The 18,299-nt window shown below is 73.7% G+C and carries 15 protein-coding genes; 9 read left to right on the top strand and 6 right to left on the bottom strand.

What is annotated here, in order from left to right; translation table 11 throughout:
• Positions 1-186: 186 nt before the first annotated feature.
• The gene (locus ADL15_RS31620) at positions 187-549 is read left to right on the top strand and encodes a DUF1304 domain-containing protein (protein WP_067698808.1); all 363 of its coding nucleotides are present in this window, start codon (positions 187-189) and stop codon (positions 547-549) included.
• 3 nt (positions 550-552) lie between these two features.
• Here the strand turns inward: ADL15_RS31620 and dhaK are convergent, their stop codons facing one another.
• Genes dhaK through ADL15_RS31600 form a run of 4 tightly spaced genes read right to left on the bottom strand, consistent with a single transcriptional unit; the run spans position 553 to position 3,762 of the window.
• Entirely contained in the window at positions 553-1,548 is a 996-nt protein-coding gene (dhaK, locus tag ADL15_RS31615) for a dihydroxyacetone kinase subunit DhaK (protein WP_067698806.1), read from the bottom strand.
• Positions 1,545-2,150 (bottom strand): dihydroxyacetone kinase subunit DhaL, encoded by a 606-nt coding sequence (gene dhaL, locus ADL15_RS31610; RefSeq protein ID WP_067698804.1) that lies wholly within the window; start codon positions 2,148-2,150, stop codon positions 1,545-1,547. The genes dhaK and dhaL overlap by 4 nt, the downstream gene beginning before the upstream one ends.
• Positions 2,147-2,905 carry an HAD-IA family hydrolase gene (locus ADL15_RS31605; protein WP_067698802.1) on the bottom strand — a complete coding sequence of 253 codons (759 nt, stop codon included), beginning with the start codon at positions 2,903-2,905 and terminating at the stop codon, positions 2,147-2,149. The genes dhaL and ADL15_RS31605 overlap by 4 nt, the downstream gene beginning before the upstream one ends.
• Positions 2,902-3,762, bottom strand: a complete 861-nt coding sequence (locus ADL15_RS31600) for a class II fructose-bisphosphate aldolase (protein ID WP_067698800.1) — start codon at positions 3,760-3,762, stop codon at positions 2,902-2,904. The genes ADL15_RS31605 and ADL15_RS31600 overlap by 4 nt, the downstream gene beginning before the upstream one ends.
• 214 nt (positions 3,763-3,976) lie before the next feature.
• Between ADL15_RS31600 and ADL15_RS31595 the strand changes: the two genes are divergently transcribed.
• Together ADL15_RS31595 and ADL15_RS31590 are read left to right on the top strand one after the other, a co-directional pair.
• Positions 3,977-4,582 carry a sigma-70 family RNA polymerase sigma factor gene (locus ADL15_RS31595; RefSeq protein ID WP_198171097.1) on the top strand — a complete coding sequence of 202 codons (606 nt, stop codon included), beginning with the start codon at positions 3,977-3,979 and terminating at the stop codon, positions 4,580-4,582.
• Positions 4,579-5,601, top strand: a complete 1,023-nt coding sequence (locus tag ADL15_RS31590; RefSeq protein ID WP_067698798.1) for a maleylpyruvate isomerase family mycothiol-dependent enzyme — start codon at positions 4,579-4,581, stop codon at positions 5,599-5,601. Before ADL15_RS31595 ends, ADL15_RS31590 begins: the two co-directional genes overlap by 4 nt.
• A gap of 3 nt (positions 5,602-5,604) precedes the next feature.
• Here ADL15_RS31590 and ADL15_RS31585 read toward each other — a convergent pair whose 3' ends face one another.
• Complete coding sequence (locus tag ADL15_RS31585; protein WP_067698796.1) at positions 5,605-6,303, bottom strand: helix-turn-helix transcriptional regulator; 699 nt, start codon at positions 6,301-6,303, stop codon at positions 5,605-5,607.
• A gap of 244 nt (positions 6,304-6,547) precedes the next feature.
• Between ADL15_RS31585 and helR the strand changes: the two genes are divergently transcribed.
• Positions 6,548-8,686 carry an RNA polymerase recycling motor ATPase HelR gene (gene helR / locus ADL15_RS31580; RefSeq protein ID WP_067698795.1) on the top strand — a complete coding sequence of 713 codons (2,139 nt, stop codon included), beginning with the start codon at positions 6,548-6,550 and terminating at the stop codon, positions 8,684-8,686.
• A 162-nt stretch (positions 8,687-8,848) separates the two neighbouring features.
• Here the strand turns inward: helR and ADL15_RS31575 are convergent, their stop codons facing one another.
• Complete coding sequence (locus ADL15_RS31575) at positions 8,849-10,018, bottom strand: MFS transporter (RefSeq protein ID WP_232344587.1); 1,170 nt, start codon at positions 10,016-10,018, stop codon at positions 8,849-8,851.
• Positions 10,019-10,114: 96 nt separating this feature from the next.
• Here ADL15_RS31575 and ADL15_RS31570 point away from each other — a divergent pair, with 96 nt between their 5' ends.
• From ADL15_RS31570 to ADL15_RS31550, 5 genes are read left to right on the top strand one after another with little or no spacing between them, the layout of a single operon-like run.
• On the top strand, positions 10,115-10,837 hold the full coding sequence (locus ADL15_RS31570; RefSeq protein WP_232344585.1) for an AraC family transcriptional regulator: 723 nt from the start codon (positions 10,115-10,117) through the stop codon (positions 10,835-10,837).
• Positions 10,838-10,892: 55 nt separating this feature from the next.
• Complete coding sequence (locus tag ADL15_RS31565) at positions 10,893-11,771, top strand: ABC transporter ATP-binding protein (RefSeq protein ID WP_067698789.1); 879 nt, start codon at positions 10,893-10,895, stop codon at positions 11,769-11,771.
• Positions 11,768-12,436 carry an ABC transporter ATP-binding protein gene (locus tag ADL15_RS31560; protein ID WP_067698787.1) on the top strand — a complete coding sequence of 223 codons (669 nt, stop codon included), beginning with the start codon at positions 11,768-11,770 and terminating at the stop codon, positions 12,434-12,436. Before ADL15_RS31565 ends, ADL15_RS31560 begins: the two co-directional genes overlap by 4 nt.
• On the top strand, positions 12,433-15,558 hold the full coding sequence (locus ADL15_RS31555) for an FtsX-like permease family protein (protein WP_067698785.1): 3,126 nt from the start codon (positions 12,433-12,435) through the stop codon (positions 15,556-15,558). Before ADL15_RS31560 ends, ADL15_RS31555 begins: the two co-directional genes overlap by 4 nt.
• Positions 15,555-18,242, top strand: coding sequence for an FtsX-like permease family protein (locus ADL15_RS31550; RefSeq protein ID WP_067698783.1), 2,688 nt, complete (start codon positions 15,555-15,557; stop codon positions 18,240-18,242). The genes ADL15_RS31555 and ADL15_RS31550 overlap by 4 nt, the downstream gene beginning before the upstream one ends.
• The last annotated feature ends 57 nt before the right edge of the window (positions 18,243-18,299 follow it).

Below are 18,299 nucleotides of genomic sequence, written 5' to 3'. Positions count from 1 at the left end.
TGAAGTTCGGGCGCGCACCGCACCGAAAGTCCCCACACCACCAGCAACCCAGCGCTGCGTGTGAAGTTCGGGCGCGCACCGCACCGAAAGTCCCCACACAAGCAGTAACCGAGCGCTGCGTGGGGAGTTCGGGCGGGTAGCGCACCGGGACGGGGCGCTCAGCACGGGTTAGGTAGCCTCACCGCCATGATCGTTGTCGGGAACGTCCTGGTCGGGCTGGTCGCGCTGATCCACGTCTACATCCTCGTGCTGGAGATGTTCCTGTGGACCAAGCCGCGGGGGTACAAGGCGTTCGGCCTCACCCCCGAGTTCGCCGAGCAGACCAGGACGCTCGGGCTGAACCAGGGGCTCTACAACGGGTTCCTGGCGGCCGGTCTGATCGCGGGTCTGATCGCCGGCGGTGACACCGGGTTCGCCGCGAAGGTGTTCTTCCTGGTCTGCGTCGCGATCGCCGGCGTGGTCGGCGCGCTGACGGCGAGCAAGCGGATCCTCTACGTGCAGACCGTGCCCGCCGTCCTCGCACTGCTCTTCGTGATCTTGGGACATTAAGCCCTAGAACGGATTCACCGGGGCATCCGCCGGCGCCGCGAGCAGGGTCTCGATCTCGTCGTCCAGCCGGACCAGGGTCAGCGAGGCGCCGGCCATGTCGAGTGACGTGCAGTACTCGTTCACGTAGCTGCGCCCGACCCGGATCCCCCGCTCGGCCAGGCGCTGGTGGGCGTGCCGGTAGAGCAGGTACAACTCGCTCACCGGCGTGCCACCCAACCCGTTGATCATCAGGGCGACCCGGTCACCGCTCTTGTAGGGCAGGTCCGGGACCACCGCGTCGAGCAGCGCGTCCACGATCGCGTCCGCGTCCGTCAGCCGGCGGCGCTCCCGGCCCGGCTCGCCGTGGATGCCGACCCCGAACTCGATCTCGTCGGCGCCCAGCTCGAACAGCGGTGAGCCCTTGGCCGGCGGGGTGCACGCGGTCAGCCCCACCCCCATGGTCCGGGTCACGTCGTTGACCTTGCGGCCGATCCGGATCAGGTCGTCCAGCTCGGCGCCCTGTTCGGCGGCCGCGCCGACCGCCTTGATCACGAAGAAGTTGCCGGCCACGCCGCGCCGGCCGACGGTGTAGAGCGAATCGGTCACCGCCACGTCGTCGTTGACGGTCAGGATCTCGGTGCGCAGACCGTCGGCGTCGGCCATCTCCTTGCCCATGTCGAACGCCATCCGGTCCCCGGTGTAGTTGTTGACCAGCAGCAGCACGCCTTTCGGGGTGGCCAGCAGCTTGGTCGTCTCGTAGACGTAGTCCATCGGCGGGGCGGCGAACACGTCGCCGGGGCAGGCCGCGTCCAGCAGTCCCCGGCCGACCACCATGACGTGCGCCGGTTCGTGGCCGGACCCGGAGCCCTGCACGATCGACACCTTGTCGGTCCGGGGCGCGTCGGCCCGCATGATCAGGTTGTAGGCCGGGACGTACCTGAGGGTGTCCGGGTGGGCGAGCGCGAGGCCCTCCAGCATCTCGGGCACGAAGTTCTTGGGGTCGTTGACGAACTTCTTCATGATCCGGTTACCTCCGGTTGCCACACGTCACTGATGCGTTCGGCGATGACCGCCACCGCCATCGCCCCCGCGTCCACCGATCCCCGGCTGCGTTCGCCGGTGTAGGCCGCCCGGCCGCGTTTCGCGACCATCGCGCTGGTCTCCTCGGCCGCCTCCCGCGCGGCCCTGGCCGCCGTGGCCAGGTCGCCCGACTTCTCGAGAGAGTCGGTGAACGGCACCAGCGCGTCGAGCAGCGTCTTGTCGCCGACGTCGGACTGCCCGCGCGCTTTGATCCCGTCGATCGCCGCGCGCAGCATGACCACCACGCGCGCCCGGTCGAGCGGTTCGCCCGCGGCCGCCCCGGCCCGCAGGAACGCGGTCCCCCAGATCGGCCCGGACGTGCCACCGATCCGCGACGCGATGGTCATGCCGCAGCGTTTCAGGAAAGACCCGGCATTCGTACGATCGAGGTCCACCCATCCGTCCAGGAGCTTCTCGAACCCGCGCGCCAGCGAATAACCGAAGTCGCCGTCGCCGACCACCGAGTCCAGGTCGCCGAAGTACTTCTCGTTGGCGATGGCCGTCTCCGCGATGGTCCGCACCACCAGTTCCGTGCCGTTCACGCCGGCCCTCCCAGGCACGCTCGCACGTCGTCGAGGGTCAGGAAGTCACCGGGCGTGGCCGCACTGCGGTTCGCCAGCACCTCGATCGGTGGCAGCCCCGGGTCGCCGAGCCCCGAGACGACCAGCGCCGCCGTGCCGAAGTCCTCGTCCCGGGTGTAGTCGTTCACGGTCACCAGGCAGCGCAGCCCGGCGCCGGTCGCGGCCCGCAGCCCGATGGCCGAGTCCTCGATCACCAGGGTGTCCGCCGGGTCCAGGCCGAGCCGTTCGACGGTCAGCGCGTAGATCGCCGGGTCGGGTTTCTTGGCCGGCACCACGTCACCCGCGAAGACCGGCACCCGGGAGGCGACGTCGTAGCCGGCCGCGCGGGCCAGCACCGCGCGTACCGACGCTTCTGCCGAGGTGGAGGCGACCGCGACGGTCCAGCCGGCGGTGAGCGCCGCGGACATGATCCGGGCGACGCCCGGCCGGGCCGGTATCCGGCCGGCGGCCACCAGGTCCGTGAATATCTCCGTCTTGGTGCGGTGCCAGGCCGCGACCATGTGGGTACGGTCACCGTCCACCCTGACCGCCCCGTCCGCGAACAGGCTCGCCAGCCGCTCCTTGCCGCCGCCGATCCGCAGCTTCTCGCGGTATTCACTCTCGGACCACCGCACCGGCAACCCGTAGTGCTCGAAGGTCGCGTTGAAGGCCGGCAGGTGCCCGTGCCGTTCGGTGTCGGCGAGCACGCCGTCGCAGTCCAGGATCAGCGCGGTCACCGGGCCCGCCCCGTGCTCCCGAACAGCTGGATGTGCCGCCGCGCCATCGCCGTCACGGCGGCCCGCTGATGGGCGAAGAGCGACGGTGGATCCCATTTCCCGCCTACCGCGGCCGCTTCCAGGAATTCCGCGCCCGACTTCATGAAGCTCTCCTTCAGCGCCGTGGAGATGTTCACCTTGGCGCAGCCGCGCGCGATCAGGTCGGTGAACTGCGCGTCGGACAGCCCGCTCCCGCCGTGCAGGGCCATCGGCACCCCGGTCGCCGCGACCAGGTCACTGACCCGTTGCGCGTCCAGTTCCGGCGCCCTGTGGTACTGACCGTGGGCGTTGCCGATGGCCGGTGCGAAACAGTCGACACCGGTGTGCCGGATGAACTCGATCGCCACGTCCAGCGGGTACACCGCCGGGGCGGCGTCCGAGCCCAGGCCGTCCTCGACGCCCTGGATGCCCTCGATCTCGCCCTCGACGTGTGCGCCGGTCTTGCGCGCCTCGGCCACCACCTCGGTGGTCTGCCGCAGGTTCTCCTCGACGTCCAGCTCGTGCGCGTCGAAGAGCACCGAGTTCCAGCCGCCGGCCAGGCACTCCGAGATCAGCTCCCGGTCCGGGCAGTGATCCAGGTGCAGGGCGACCGGCACCGGGACGTCGGCGGCCAGCGCGCGGAAGATGCCGGACAGGGGCTCCCGCCCGTACGAAAGAACGGTTTTGACCGAGGTTTGCAGGATGACCGGGGCGCGCTCGGCGACGGCGGCGGCCAGCACGGCCTCGATGGTCAGGTCGTTGACGATGTTGAAGGCACCGACCGCATACCGGCCGGCCAGGGCGCGATCGAGCAGCTCTTTCATCGATACGACGGGCACGCCCCCCAGTCAAACCGGGCCGGGGCCGCCCGCGGTATGGGGGATTTCCCGCAACCGCCCGGATGGCATGCAGTCGCGAAGGCGACTCGGCTCATCCGGATCGCGCCGGGCGGCGAACGACTTCCGACAGCCCTGATTTGCCCGGGAAGGAGCGCATCGTGAACCGTCCGATGACGCCTCGCGCCCACCGTCCTAAAGTGAGGCCGAGGTGGAGGTGAGCACCTTGTTCGAGCAGCGTTCCACCGGTACGGCTCACGACGACGCGAGGCTGCGCGACCGGCTCGTGTTCGGCGACGAGACCGCCCTCGTCGACCTGCACGAGCGGTTCAGCGCGCTGGTCTACACCATCGCCGTCCGGGTCACCCGGGACGGCGCCGCCGCGGAGGACGTCACCCAGGAGGTCTTTCTGGCCGTCTGGCAGCGGCCGCTCGCGTTCGAGCCGGCCAAGGGCAGTCTGCGCGGCTGGCTGGCGATGCTGGCCCACCGCCGCGCGGTCGACCTGGTGCGCCGGGAGGAGACGCACCGCCGGGCGACCCGGGACGGGCGGCTGGACGTCGCGGCGCTCGGCCACGGCGACCCGGTCGGCGACCAGGTCTCCGACTCCGACGCGGCCGAACGGCTCGGCACCGCGATGCGCGCGCTGCCGGAGAACCTGCACCGGGCGATCGCGCTGGCGTATCTGGAAGGCCGCACCTACCGTGAGGTGGCGGTCGATCTGGGTGTGCCGGAGGGCACCGCGAAATCCTGGCTGCGCGAGGGGCTGCGGCGACTGGCCGTGGCGATGCACGGCATCCACGCTCATGCTGGGGAGCAGTCATGACCGACACGGCGAGCCACCAGACGATCGTCCCGCTGATCGGGGCGTGGGCACTCAACGCCTGCTCCGCCGAGGAGGAGGCCCTCGTCGAGGCACACCTGGACACCTGCGCCGCCTGCGCGCGGGAGGCCCGCCTGCTGCGCGAGACGGCCGCCGACCTCGCCGGTCCGCCGCTGCGCCGACCGGCCGGGGCACTCACCCGGTTGCTCACCGCCGCGCACGGCAGGCGCCCGCCGGCGGCGGTCACCCCGACCTACGCCGCGCCGTACGCCGCGCAGGTCGCCGCGCTGGACCTGTTGCTGTCCGACCTCGGCGCCGGGGACTGGGAGCGGATCGCGGCCGAGGAGATGTCGGTGCGGGACCTGGTCGCGCACCTGGCCGCGACCGACGGGCTGGTGGCCGCCGCGCTCGGCGTGCCGGTGCAGCCGCCGTCCGCGCCGGGCGAGAAACCGGCCGACCGCACCGCTGCCGTGCTGCGCCTCGAACGGGGCCGGCCGGCCGAGCAGACCCGGCGGGCCTGGCGCGACCAGGCCGACGCGGTGTGCCGCTCGCTGGTCCGGCACCCGTCCACCGCGACGGTGTACCTGGGCCTGTCGCTCGCGCTGGCCGACGCGCTCGCGGCCCGGGCCTTCGAGACCTGGATCCACGGGGAGGACATCGCCGGGGCGCTCGGCCGGGCGTACGTGCTGCCGCTGCCCGAGCACCTGCGCCCGATGGCGGATCTCGCCGCCCGGGTGTTGCCGGCCGTGATGTCCCGGCGGGTCGCGGCGCCGCACGACCGGTTCGTCCGGCTGCGGCTCACCGGGGACGGCGGGGGCACGTGGACGGTCCCGCTCGACCCGGCGGCGACGGCCGGAGCCACCGTCCGGCCCGCTGCGGAGATCACCCTCGGGGTCGTCGAGTTCTGCCGGCTGGCCGCCGCCCGGTGCGACCCCGAGCTGGTCGGCGCCGAGGTCCGCGGCGACACCGCGCTGGCCCGGGAGTTCCTGGCCGCCGCGCCCGCGATGGCACCGGTCCCGTGACCGTCACCGGGCCGTCCAGCCGTTGTCCAGGGCGGTGAGCACCGCGGCCGTACGGTTGCCGGTCCCGGTCTTGCGCCGGATCGCCGCGACGTGTTTCTCGATCGTCTTCGGCGACAGCGTCAGGCAGGCGGCGATCTCCCGGTCGGTACGCCCGGACCGCAGCAACGCGAGCACCTCGGCCTCGCGCGGCGTGAACGGGTGCTGCCCGGCCGGCGCGCCGGCGTCCGGCGACCGGCGGCGGGACTCGACGATCGCGGCGGCCGCCGACTGGGTGAAGGCCTCCAGCTCGTCCACGTCGAGGCCGACCGGGGTGGCGAAGACCACGGTGACCGCGATGACCTCGCCGCGCCACCAGACCGGGACCGCCACCACGGGGCCGCGCCGGGCCGGGTCGGCGCCGGCCAGGTGACCGGAGCGCAGCCGGCCGTAGTCGGCGATCACCACCGGGCGGCGCAGCGCGAACGCCCGGCCGGTGGCGCCCTCGTCGAGCGGGAAGGTCTGGCCCAGGCGGCAGGACGCGCCGTACTCTGCGGCCTTGAGGTAGCGGCCGTGCCCGGCGTCGATCAGCGAGACGGTGGCGGCCCTCGAGCCGGTCAGGCGATGGGTGTGCCGGAGCAGGCGGCGCAGCACCGGGGTGAGGCGCAGGTCGCCGTAGACGTCGGCGAGCGCCTGATCGAACCGGAACCGGGGCCCGGTGGCCATGGCTCGAACCTACGGCCTGAGCTGGGCACGAATCAACAGTGCCATCCACGGCGATGAATCAAGGGGACGGAAAGGGAAAACCCGCCTCTTTCCACCTCCAACATATAGCAGACCCCCGCCCTTGCGGCAAGGCCCGGGTCGTCCTGCACAATCCCCTCATCAACGCGATGAGCAGCGACAATGGGGGAATCCAGGTGCGTGTGGTGCTGGCGACGGACGACATCGAGCCGATGGAGATGACCGCGTGAGCGTGTTCGCCCTGCCCGAGAACCTCGCGGCCAAGGACGACCCGGCCCTGATCGCCGCGGACGGGAAGCATTTCGCGGTGATGGCCGCGACCCTGGAGAAGACGTTCGCCGACCTGACCGCCCGCCTCGAGGTCGCCCGCAAGGCGCCGATCGGCGAGCTCGGGCACGCCGTCGAACGCGACAACGAGGTGCACCGGCTCAGTGCCCGGCTGCGCACCATGCGCCGGTTCGGGCTGGACCTGTGCCTCGGCCACATGATCCCGGCCGACGGTGGCGAGCCGGTCTACATCGGGCGGCTCGGCCTGACCGACGGCGAGGGCGGGCGGCTGCTGCTGGACTGGCGTTCGCCGGCCGCCGAGCCGTTCTTCGGCGCCACCCACGCCAACCCGATGGGCCTGGTCAGCCGGCGCCGCTACCGGTGGACCCGGGGGCAGATCACCGACTACTGGGACGAGGTGTTCACCGCCGACGAGTTCGCCGGGCACCACGCGTCGCTCGACGACCAGTCCGCGTTCATCGCCAGCCTGGGCAGCAACCGGTCGGCGAAGATGCGCGACGTGCTCGGCACCATCCAGGCCGACCAGGACGCGATCATCCGGGCCGGGTCGCAGGGCGCGCTGATCGTCGACGGCGGGCCGGGCACCGGCAAGACCGTGGTCGCGCTGCACCGGACCGCGTACATGCTCTATCACGACCCGCGGCTCGGGCAGCGCCGTGGCGGGGTGCTGTTCGTCGGGCCGCACCAGCCGTACCTGAACTACGTCGGCGACGTGCTGCCCAACCTGGGTGAGGAGGACGTGCAGACCTGCACGCTGCGTGACCTGATCGCCGAGGGCGCCGCGGCCCGGCCGGAGAGCGACCCTTCGGTGGCCCGGCTCAAGGCGTCGGCCGGGCTGGTGAAGGCGGTCGAGACCGCGGTCCGGTTCTACGAGGAGCCCCCGGCCAAGACCGTGACCGTCACCGTCGGCGAGGAGCAGATCCGGCTCAACGTCCGGGACTGGGCCGAGGTGTTCGACGCGGCCGAGCCCGGCACCCCGCACAACGAGGGCCGCGAGCTGGTCTGGCAGGAGCTGCTCACCCGGCTGGTCGAGAAGTACCGCGGCGACGAGCCGGAACCCTCGCTGCGCCGGAACCTGCTGCGCAACCGGGACCTGCGGACCGTGTTCAACCGCGCGTGGCCGCTGCTGGAGGCCGCCGACGTGGTCGGCGATCTGTGGTCGGTGCCCGCTTATCTGCGCAAGGCCGCGCCCTGGCTGACCGCCGAAGAGATCGAAACCTTGCAGCGTACGGACGTGCAGGCGTGGACCGTCGCCGACCTGCCCATCCTCGACGCCGCACGGCAGCGGATCGGCGACCCGGAGGCGGCACAGCGCCAGGTCCGGCACCACGCGGCCGTCGCACACGAGCGCGAGCGCAAGATGCAGGTGGTCGACGACCTGCTCGAGAACGCCGACGACGAGTACGGCATGGGCCTGATGAGCATGCTGCGCGGCGAGGACTTCCAGGACGTGCTGGTCGACGAGGCGGCGCTCGGCGGCGTCGACCCGGACCTGCTGGCCGGGCCGTTCGCGCACATCGTGGTGGACGAGGCGCAGGAGCTGACCGACGCGGAGTGGCAGATGCTGCTGCTGCGCTGCCCGTCGCGCAGCTTCACCATCGTCGGGGACCGCGCCCAGGCCCGGCACGGCTTCACCGAGTCGTGGCACGAGCGGCTGAAGCGGGTCGGCTTCGACCGGATCGGCTTGGCCACGCTGAGCATCAACTACCGGACGCCCGAGGAGGTCATGGCCGAGGCGGAACCGGTGATCCGGGCCGCGCTGCCGGACGCCAACGTGCCGACGTCGATCCGCAGCAGCGGGCTCCCCGTCGTACGGGACAATGTCGGTGCATTGCGCCGCATCCTGGACGACTGGCTGGCGGCGAACGCCGAAGGCGTCGCGTGCGTGATCGGCGACCCGGACTTCCCGGCGGAGCCGCGGGTGCGGTCGCTGAGCCCGGTGCTGTCCAAGGGCCTGGAGTTCGACCTGGTGATCCTCGTCGACCCGGAGCGTTTCGGGGACGGGGTGGAGGGCGCGGTCGACCGCTACGTGGCGATGACCCGAGCCACCCAGCGCCTGGTCATCCTCACCACCTGACCGGGTTGCCGGGCCGGCGAGCGGCCATCGTGGGACCGACGGCGCGAGCCGGGTGACCGGCGCCGGCTGGGTCGCGCACCCGCGCGGTCGGCCGGCAACCGCGAACCGGCGGGAGTGCCGGACGACTGTGGGAGTGCCGCCCCGCGGGCTGACCGGAAGTGGTCAGATGGTGGTGAGCTGCGGCCGGGCGGTCTGGGGGGTGGTGAGGAGCAGGCCGAGCAGGAAGGCCGGGACCGGGGTCAGGCAGAGCAGGAGGAAGACGCCCTGCGGGCCGTGGTGCTGGGCGGTCAGACCGAACAGCGGAGCGAACAGGCCGCCGATGCTGACGCCCAGGCCCAGGGTGACCCCGGCGGCCGTGCCCGGGCGGGACGGCAGGTAGTCCTGACCGAGTTTGACCAGGACCGCGAAGGGGATGTTGAGTGCCGCGCCGGCCAGCCCCGCGAAGATCAGCGGCAGGATCGGGCCGGTGGTGAGGGCGAGGCCGGCCAGCGCCGGGATTCCGGCCAGGGCACCCCACTGGACCGTGCGGACGGAGCCGGCGCGGTCCGCGATCCGGCCGCCCAGCAGCGTGCCGGCCACTCCCCCGACCAGGAACACCGCGAGCGCGACGCCGGCCGCTGTGCGACCGGTGTGCAGGTGCCGGATCCAGTACAGCTCGATGAACGTGTTCACCCCGAAGAACGCCGCCGAGCGGACCACCTCGACCCCGGTGAGCGCCAGGAACGGGCGCCACTGGTCGGGACCGGTCCGGCCCGGGCGGGCGGTGACCGGCGTGGCCCGGTGCCGGCGCAGCAGGATCGCCGCGACGACCAGGGCCGGCAGCACGAACAGTGCCGTGGACGGCACCCCGAAGTACACCAGCAGCGGCGTGGCCAGCACCGGAGCCAGGAAGAAGCCGACGCTGCCGCCGGCCGCGAACACGCTCATCGCCCCGGCGCTGTCGCCGGCGGCGGCACGGGCGGCACGACCGGCCGCCGGGTGGAACATCGCCACACCCAGCCCGGAAAGCAGGATCAGCGTCCACACCGCCGGGTACCAGCCGCCGACCAGGCCGGACAGTCCGAAGGCGACCCCGGCCAGGGCGACACCGGCGGCGGCCAGCCAGTCCAGGCGGTACCGGTCGACGAGCACGCCGATGATCGGCTGCGGGATCGAGCTGCCGAGCGCGGCGGCCAGGGTGAGCCCGGAGATCGCGACGTAGCTGTAGTGGTGGTCGAGGACGAAGTACGGCAGGGTCGCCGGGACCAGGCCCTGGTACAGGTCGTCGACGGCGTGCGCGGCGCCCCACAGCCGCATCCGTCGCCACGGACCACTCATGTTTTCGATCGCCACGGACCACTCATGTTTCTGATCGCCAGGAATCAGTCATGGTTCGAGCCTTGCGGAGCGGCGGGCTGCGGACTTCCGATATTCTGCCGTGTTGTGTCGGTGGAACGCCAAATCCTGACCGGGCCGACGGTCCGGCCGCTCGAGCACCGGGAGCGGATCGACTGGCACGACCACGCCGTACACCAGCTGATCCACCCGCTCAGCGGGGTCCTGCGGGTCTCCACGGCCCGCGGATCGTGGGTGGTCCCGCCGAACCGGGCGGTCTGGCTGCCCGCCGGGGTGCCGCACGCGCACCAGGCGAACGGGCCGACCGAGATGCGGTCGCTGATCTTCGAGGTGGCGGTGCGGAACGAGCCGACCGTGCTGGTGGTCGGGCCGTTGCTGCGCGAGGTCATTCGTACGCTCAGCGAGGACCCGGACCTGACCGCCGAGCACCGGCACCACCTGGAGCAGGTCGCGCTGCACCAGTTGCGCCGGGCCGAGGCGCTGCCGCTGCTGCTGCCGGCGCCGGCCGATCCCCGCCTGGTCCAGCTCTGCGACCTGCTGGCCACCGACCCCGCCGACGAGCGGTCGCTGCGTGAGCTGGGCCGGCAGGTCGGCGCGTCGGAGCGCACGCTCAGCCGGCTGTTCCGGGCCGAGACCGGGTTCACCTTTCCGCAGTGGCGGGCCCAGTTGCGCCTGCACCACGCGTTGCACCTGCTCGCCGCCGGGCGGCCGGTCACCCGGGTCGCGGTGGACTGCGGTTTTCGCAGCCCGAGCGCGTTCATCGAGGCGTTCCGGACGGTTTTCGGCTCCACACCCGGGCGGTATCGAGATGGTTAACAAGCATGGTAGAAAGGCTCGCCCAAGATCGTGGTGACGTCGGCCGGGGGAAACGGTGTCCGAGGAAGAGCTGATCGTCTGCGAGAGCCTGGTCCGGATCTACCAGACCGGATCGATCGAGGTGCAGGCGCTGCAGGGGCTCGACCTGGTGGTGAACCGGGGCGAGATGGTCGCCGTGGTGGGCGCCTCCGGGTCCGGCAAGTCGACGATGCTGTCCATCCTGGCCGGTATCGACGCGCCGACCGCCGGTAAGGCCCGGGTCGAGCAGTGGGACCTGCTGGCCATGTCGCGCGCCGACCGGGTGCGCTACCGCCGGCACACGGTCGGGTTCGTCCGGCAGCAGACGGCCAGCAACCTGGTGCCGTACCTGACCTCCCGGCAGGTGATCGACCTGCCGATGGTGGCCGCGCGCAAGCCGCCCAAGGAGCGCCGGGACCGCGTCGACGAGCTGCTCGAGGCGCTCGGTGTCACCGACTGCGCGGACCGCAAACCCGGGCAGATGTCCGGCGGGCAGCAGCAGCGGGTGGCGATCGCGGTCGCGCTGGCCAACCGGCCGCACGTGCTGTTCGCCGACGAACCCACCGGTGAGCTGGACACCGCCACCTCGGCCGAGGTGTTCGGCGCGCTGCGCGACGTCAACCAGCGCTACGGCGTGACCGTCGTCGTCGTCACCCACGACCCCGAGGTCAGCGGCCAGGTGGAGCGGACCGTCGCGATCCGGGACGGGCGCACCAGCAGCGAGGTGCTGCGGCGTACCGCCACCAACGCCGACGGCGACACCCACGTGATCGCCGAGGAGTACGCGGTGATGGACCGGGCCGGACGGGTCCAGGTCCCCCGCGAGTACCGCGAGGCGCTGGAGCTCACCAACCGGGTGCGGCTCGCGCTGGAAGCCGACCACGTGCAGATCCACCCGGACAGGAACGGCCGATGATTCTCTCCGTACGAGGTCTGCACCGCACGTTCGGCGCCGGACCGGCCGCCGTGCACGCTCTGCGCGACATCACCTTCGACATCGAGCCGGGCACCATGGTCGCCCTGGTCGGCCGCTCCGGCTCGGGCAAGACCACCCTGCTCAACGTGATCGGCGGGCTGGACCGCCCGGACGCCGGCACCGTGCACATCGACGGCAACGACGTCACCGCGCTCGACGAGGACGGCCTGTCGCAGTTGCGGCGCGACACCGTGTCGTACATCTTCCAGACGTTCGGCCTGATCCCGGTGCTGTCCGCGGCCGAGAACGTCGGCGCGCCGCTACGACTGGTCCGCACGCCGGCCGCCGACCGGGAGAAGCGGGTCCGGCTGCTGCTGGACCTGGTCGGGCTGAGCGACCACGCCGAGCAGCGCCCCGGCGAGCTCTCCGGCGGCCAGCAGCAGCGGGTGGCGATCGCCCGGGCGCTGGCCGCCTCGCCCCGGCTGCTGATCGCCGACGAGCCGACCGGTCAGCTCGACGCGGAGACCGGCCGGTCGGTGATGGCGCTGCTGCGCGGCGTCGTCGAGTCCGAGGGCGTCACCGCGCTGGTCTCCACGCACGACCCGGTGATGATGGCGCTCGCCGACCGGGTGATCCGGATCAGCGACGGGCAGATCGTCGCATGATCGCCCTGCTCGGCCGGCGGGCCCGCGCCCAGTGGCCGGTGCTGGCCGCCCTGCTCGCCGTGGTCACCCTCGGCGCCACCCTGCTCGGGGTATGTGCGCTGCTGGTGACCCGCAGTGCGTCGCTGGCCCTCGGGGTCGCGGCGGCACAGGCCGAGCCGGACCGGACCACGGTCACCGCGTACACCGCGAACATCGACGGCAAGGACGCCGCGGCGGTCACCGACGCCACCCGGGCCGTGCTGACCTCGGCGATCACCCCGTTCGGCGCGACCACGGCGGCGCGCGCCTCGTCGGTGACCCGCGAGCTGCCCGGCCGTACCGACGACGCCCGCACCTACCTGTCCAGCGTCGAGGACCTGCCGGAGAAGGCCGCGCTGGTCACCGGGCGCTGGCCGCGCGCCGCCGGGCACCCGGCACGCGCCGAGACCGTGCTGCTCGAGTCGACCGCCAAGCTGCTCGGGCTGCGGGTCGGCAGCCGGGTACGCCTGGCCGCCAAACCCCCGGACTCCCCCGCACCCGCCGTGCTGCTCACCGTGGTCGGCATCGCCCGGCCCCTGCCCGGCGCCGGCTGGGACCGCGACCCGCTGGACGGGGCCGGCTACGAGGCCGACCACAACGACGGCGACAGCACGCTGACGTTCCCGGCGTACGGGCCGTTCCTGGTCGCCCTGCCGGACCTGCTCGACGGCGGCTCGTCGCTGAGCCGGATGGAGATCGCCGCCTACCCGGACCTGTCGCACGCCACCCCGGCCACGCTGAACACCCTGGTCGTGAACGTGCTCGACGCCGACCCGCGGCTCACCGGCACGGTCGGTGAACGGGCGCAGTTCACCCGGATCGCGTCCGGGCTGACCGGCACCCTGATCGCCGCCCGGCACCAGCAGGACGTCACCGAGGCCGCGGTGCTGGCCGTGGCCGTGCTCGGCACCGTGCTCACCGCGGCCGCGCTCGCCCTGGCCGGCCGGCTCACCGCCGGGCTGCGCGCCGGGGAGACCGCGCTGCTGTCCGCGCTGGGCACCAGCCGGGCCCAGCTCGCGGCGACCGCGGTGCTGGAGGCCGGGTTGATCGCGCTGGCCGCGGTGGCGCTGGGCGTACCGCTGTCGTCGCTGCTGCACGCCGGGCTCAGCCACCTGGCGCCGATGTCCGGGGCCGGGCTGGCCACCGCGCCGCAGGTCAGCGGCGGGCAGGTGCTCGCGGTGGCGGCCGGCGCGCTGGCGCTCACCGTGATCCTGACCCTGATGGCGATCCGCTCCGAGGCCGCACCGGGCGAACGCGGACGCCGGGAACTGCTCGCCCGGTCCGGCGCCGACCTGCTGCTCGTGGTGTTCGCCGGGCTCGGCTGGTGGCAGCTGCACGCCCGGTCGGCCGCCCCGGACACGCTGCAGACGCTCGCGCCGGCGCTGCTGCTGACCGCGGGCGCCGCCCTCGCGCTGCGGCTGGTCCCGCCCGCGCTGCGGGTCGCCGACCGGCTCGCCCGGCGGGCCGACGGGCTGCCGCTGCCGCTGGCCGCGTTCGAGGCGGCGCGCCGCCCGCAGGCCGCCGCGGCCGGGCTGCTGATCTGCCTGGCCGCCGCGACCGGCACGTTCGGCATCGCGCTCGACGCCACCTGGAACCGGTCCCAGCACGACCAGGCCGACCTGGCCGTCGGTACCGACCTCACGGTCACCCTGGCCACCCCGCCGACCCCCGGGCAGGGCGGGGCGATCGCCGCGGCCACCGGCGCCGGCGTGGTCAGCCCGGCCAGCAAGCAGGGTCTGGCGATCGGTCAGTGGCTCGGCGCCGGCGACCCGCCCCAGCTGGTCACGACCGACACCACGCACGCCGCGCAGCTGCTGCGCGGGCGGCTGCCGGACGGCGACGACTGGGCGGGGGTGACCCGTGGACTGGCCCCGGCCGCACCCGCCGGTGGCAGCCCGGTGCCGGTCGGCGGCACGTTCGTGCTGGCCGGTACGGCGACCGGGTCGGTGCCGCTGACCGTGGCGCCGAAGCTGCTGCTGCAGGACCCGAGCGGGCTGCGCACCCTGTGCACCGCCGCGCCGATCACGCTGGACGGGACCCGGCACCGGATCGCCGGGTGTGCGCCCGCCGACGGGATGCGGCTGATCGCGGTGGCGCTGCCGGTGGAGTACGACCCGTACGCCCTGGTCGCGCCGGGCCAGAGCAAGATCGCGGTAACCCTCGTCGCCCCCGGGCCGGTCGGTGACATCGCGGGGTGGACCACCCTGTCCGCCGAGCCGATGGCCGGTCAGATCGCCTTCCCTGCCGCCCGTGCCGCCGGCAACCGGCTGCGGCTGACCGGAACGGTGCAGGTCGGTGCGTCCGAGGGCGGTGCGCTGACGCTGGTCACGATGGCGTTCCCGGCGCCCGAGGTGGTGCCCGCGGTGGTCTCGCGCAGACTCGCGGACGGGCTCGGCGTGCACGTCGGCTCGCCGTTGGAGGTGGCGGTCGGCACTACCGCCGTACCGATCAAAATCGCCGGAATCGTGCCGGACGTGCCCGCCGCGCCCGGAGCGGCGGCCGTCCTCGTCGATCTCGACACGCTGTCGCGGGTGCTGACCGCCCACGGTGACCTGGAATATCCGGTGGATTCCTGGTGGGTCGGCGAACCCACCCGCACCGACCTCGACGACCTGCACCTGGGCACGGTCCTGACCCGGGCCGGCGAGACCGCGCGGCTGACCGCCGGACCGCTCAACGCCGGACTGCCCGCCGTGCTGCTGCTGCTCGTCCCGGCCGCCGTGCTGCTGCTGCTCGCCGGGGTGCTGCTGCACGTCACGCACGACCTGCGGGACCGGGCCGGCGAGGTGGCCCGGCTGCGCGGCATCGGGATGACCGGCCGGGAGATCCGCACCACCCTGCTCGCCCAGCACGCGTTCGTGCTGTTCCCGCTGCTCGCCGCGGGCGCGCTGGTCGGTGCGCTGGGCACGCTGACCGTGGCGCCGCTGCTGGTCCGCGCGGAGACCGGCGCCCCGCCGATCCCGGCGGTGACACCGGCCTGGCCGTGGGGTGCCGAACTGCTCTTGCTCGCCCTGCTCGTCGCCGGATGCACCCTCGCCGTCGGCGTGGTCGCCGGGGTACAGGCCCGCCGCGCCGGTGCGGCCCAGATCCGGGTGGTCTCATGAATCTGCACTGGCCCAGCGTCCGCGGCCGGGCCCGGGCCGACGCCGGTCCGCTGACACTCTCGGCCGTGGTGGTCGCGGTGGTCACGGTGCTGGCCGGGTCGGTGCCGGTCCTGCTGCGCAGCACCGCCGACGAGGCGGTCCGGCAGGCGGTCAGCGTGGCCGGCGACGACGCGGACGTGAAGGTCGAGGCACGCTGGGAATACGACGACGGCTCCAGCGGCGGCCGGGTCCGCAGCCCGCGCTCCACCGAGGCCCTCGACGAGCTGCGCGACCGTTCCCTGGATCAGCTCGGCTCGCTGCGGGACTCGTTGCTGCCGCCGATCGAGTTCACCGACAGCCCGTACCTGAAACTGCTCAACAACACCGAGCCGCGCAGCTTCCGGCTCAACTACCTGGCCGGCGCGACCGGACCCGCGGTCACCTGGCTCTCCGGCGGCGCGCCGAAGCCCGCCGCCGAGCAGCCGGACGTCGAAGCGCCGTGGAACGGTCCGCCGTGGCCGGTGCAGGTCGGCGTCTCCGAGAAGACCGCGACGCGGCTGGGACTCCAGGCAGGCGATCGCCTCGCGATCGAGGACGATCAGCGCAACCCCAAGGATGTACGGGTAAGCGGCGTGTTCCGCGCCACCGACCCGGCCGACCCGGCCTGGCAGGTCGCACCGTGGCTGCTCGACCCGGCGCCCGGGATGGACGGCGCCGGCAACACCCGGTACGGCGGCCTGCTCTCCGCGGAGTCACTACCGGACGCCCGCCTCGCGTTCGGCCTCGACGAGATCAGCAAGACCGTGCGGTTCCGCCCCGATCCGGCCGTGCTGACCCTGGACTCCGCGGAACAGCTCGCGGCGACAGTGGTGGCGCTCAAGGCGTCCTCCGGGTCGTCGGCCAGCCGGGGCTACGCCTCGCAGTGGGCGACCCAGCTCGACGCGGTGCTGCACGAGGTCCGCGACGAGATCGACGCGGCCCAGGCTCAGGCGTCGGTGCTGCTCGCCGCGGTGTCCGTGGTCGCCGTGCTGATCCTGCTGCTGGCCGCCGACCTGCTCGTCGCCCGGCGCTCGGCGGCACTGGCCGTGGCCCGCCAGCGCGGCGCGTCGCTGATCGCGCTCGGCGCGGAGCTGCTGCTCGAGTCGGTGCTGGTCACCGCCGGGGCGGCGGCGCTCGGCGTGCTCGTGGCCGCGCTGGTCGCCGGTGGGGTGGCGTGGGGCTGGCTGCTGCCGGTGTGCCTGGCCGCGGTGCTGGCCGGGCCGGCGTTCGGGCTGGTCGTGGCGTACCGGGCGACCCGCGACCGCCGGGTGCCGGCCAACCGCAGCGCCCGCAAGTGGGCCGGGCGGACGGCAGCGCTGCGCCGGCTGACCGGGGAGGCCACCGTGCTCGCCGCGGCGGTGACCGCGGTGACCGTGCTGCACCAGCGGGGCGTGCTGCCGTCGGCGGGCGGGACCGTGCTGCTGCCGGCCGCCGCACCCGCGCTCGGGGTGCTGACCGGGGCGCTCGTGCTGCTGCGGGTGCTGCCCGCGCTGACCGGGCTGCGGCTGCGGCAGGCGCTGCGCTCCACCCGGCCGCTGGCCGTGTTCGGGGCGGCCCGGGCGGCGTACGTGGCGGCGCGGGCGCTGCCGGTGCTGGCTCTCGTGAGCGCGGCGGGGCTGGCGACGTTCGCGTTGACGGTGAGCACGACGGTGGACCGGGGGCTGACCGACGGGGCGTGGCGGACGGTGGGCGCGGACGCCCGGCTCGACCTCTCGCCCCGGAAGGCGTCGGCCACCGACGAGGTGATGCGGAAGCTGGTGGGTGCCGCCGGGGTGCGGCACGTGGTGGCGGCGCAGGTCATCGACGTGGCGCCGCTGGTGGTCGGGGACGCGTCCCGGCCGGCGCGGCTGGTGGTGGTGGACAGCGCCGCCTATCGCACGTTGCTGGCCGACACCCCGCTCACCGCCCTGCCTCCGCTGCCCGCCGGGTCCGGTGCCGTCCCGGCACTGGTCCGGTCGGGTGACGGCAAGGTGGGTGTCGGCAGTCAGTTGAAGCTTCCGCGCGACGGTGCGCCGCCGGTCTCGTTCGACGCGGTCGGTGTCGCGCCGGCGATCGGCGGTGGTGAGGACGTGGTGCTCGTCGACGCGGCCGCGATGACCGCCGCCGGGGTGACCGTCGTCCCGAACACGATCTGGGTGACCGGCCCCGGCGCGGCCCAGGCGGCCAAGGCCGCGGCGGGCGACGCGCTCGTCGAGATCCGCACCGACGTGGAACGCGCCCGCCGGGACGCGCCGCTGGTCACCGGGCTGATCAGGCTGGCCTGGGCGTCGGCGGGCACGCTGCTCGCGCTCGGCCTGCTCGGCTTCGCGCTCGGCGCGGCGGCCGGCGCCCCGGAACGCTGGCAGACCCTGAGCCGGCTGCGGACACTGGGCCTGCGCACCCGGGAGGCCCGCCGCGTCGCCACCGCCGAGTTGCTGCCCCTGGCCCTGCTCGCGGCGGCCGGCGGCCCGCTGCTCGGCGCCGGGCTGGCCTGGCTGACCCTCGGCCCGCTCGCGCTGCGCCTGCTCACCGGCCAGCCGGACGACCCGGCGCTGATCCTGCCCTGGGCGGGCCTCGCGCTGATCGTCCTGGCCTTCCCGGTGATGGTCACCCTGGTGGTCCCGGCCGAGGCCGCGACCCGCCGACGACGCCGCCTGAGCGAGGTCCTGCGGGTCGGCGGCGCCTGACCCCCGCCGCCGGGGCGGGTCACCGTTCCTCTCGGCAGCCACGGCCGCCGGCCGGCA

The sequence above is a fragment of the Actinoplanes awajinensis subsp. mycoplanecinus genome, from assembly GCF_001509495.1.
GTDB lineage: Bacteria > Actinomycetota > Actinomycetes > Mycobacteriales > Micromonosporaceae > Actinoplanes > Actinoplanes palleronii.
This window is presented reverse-complemented; position numbering and strand designations above follow the sequence as displayed.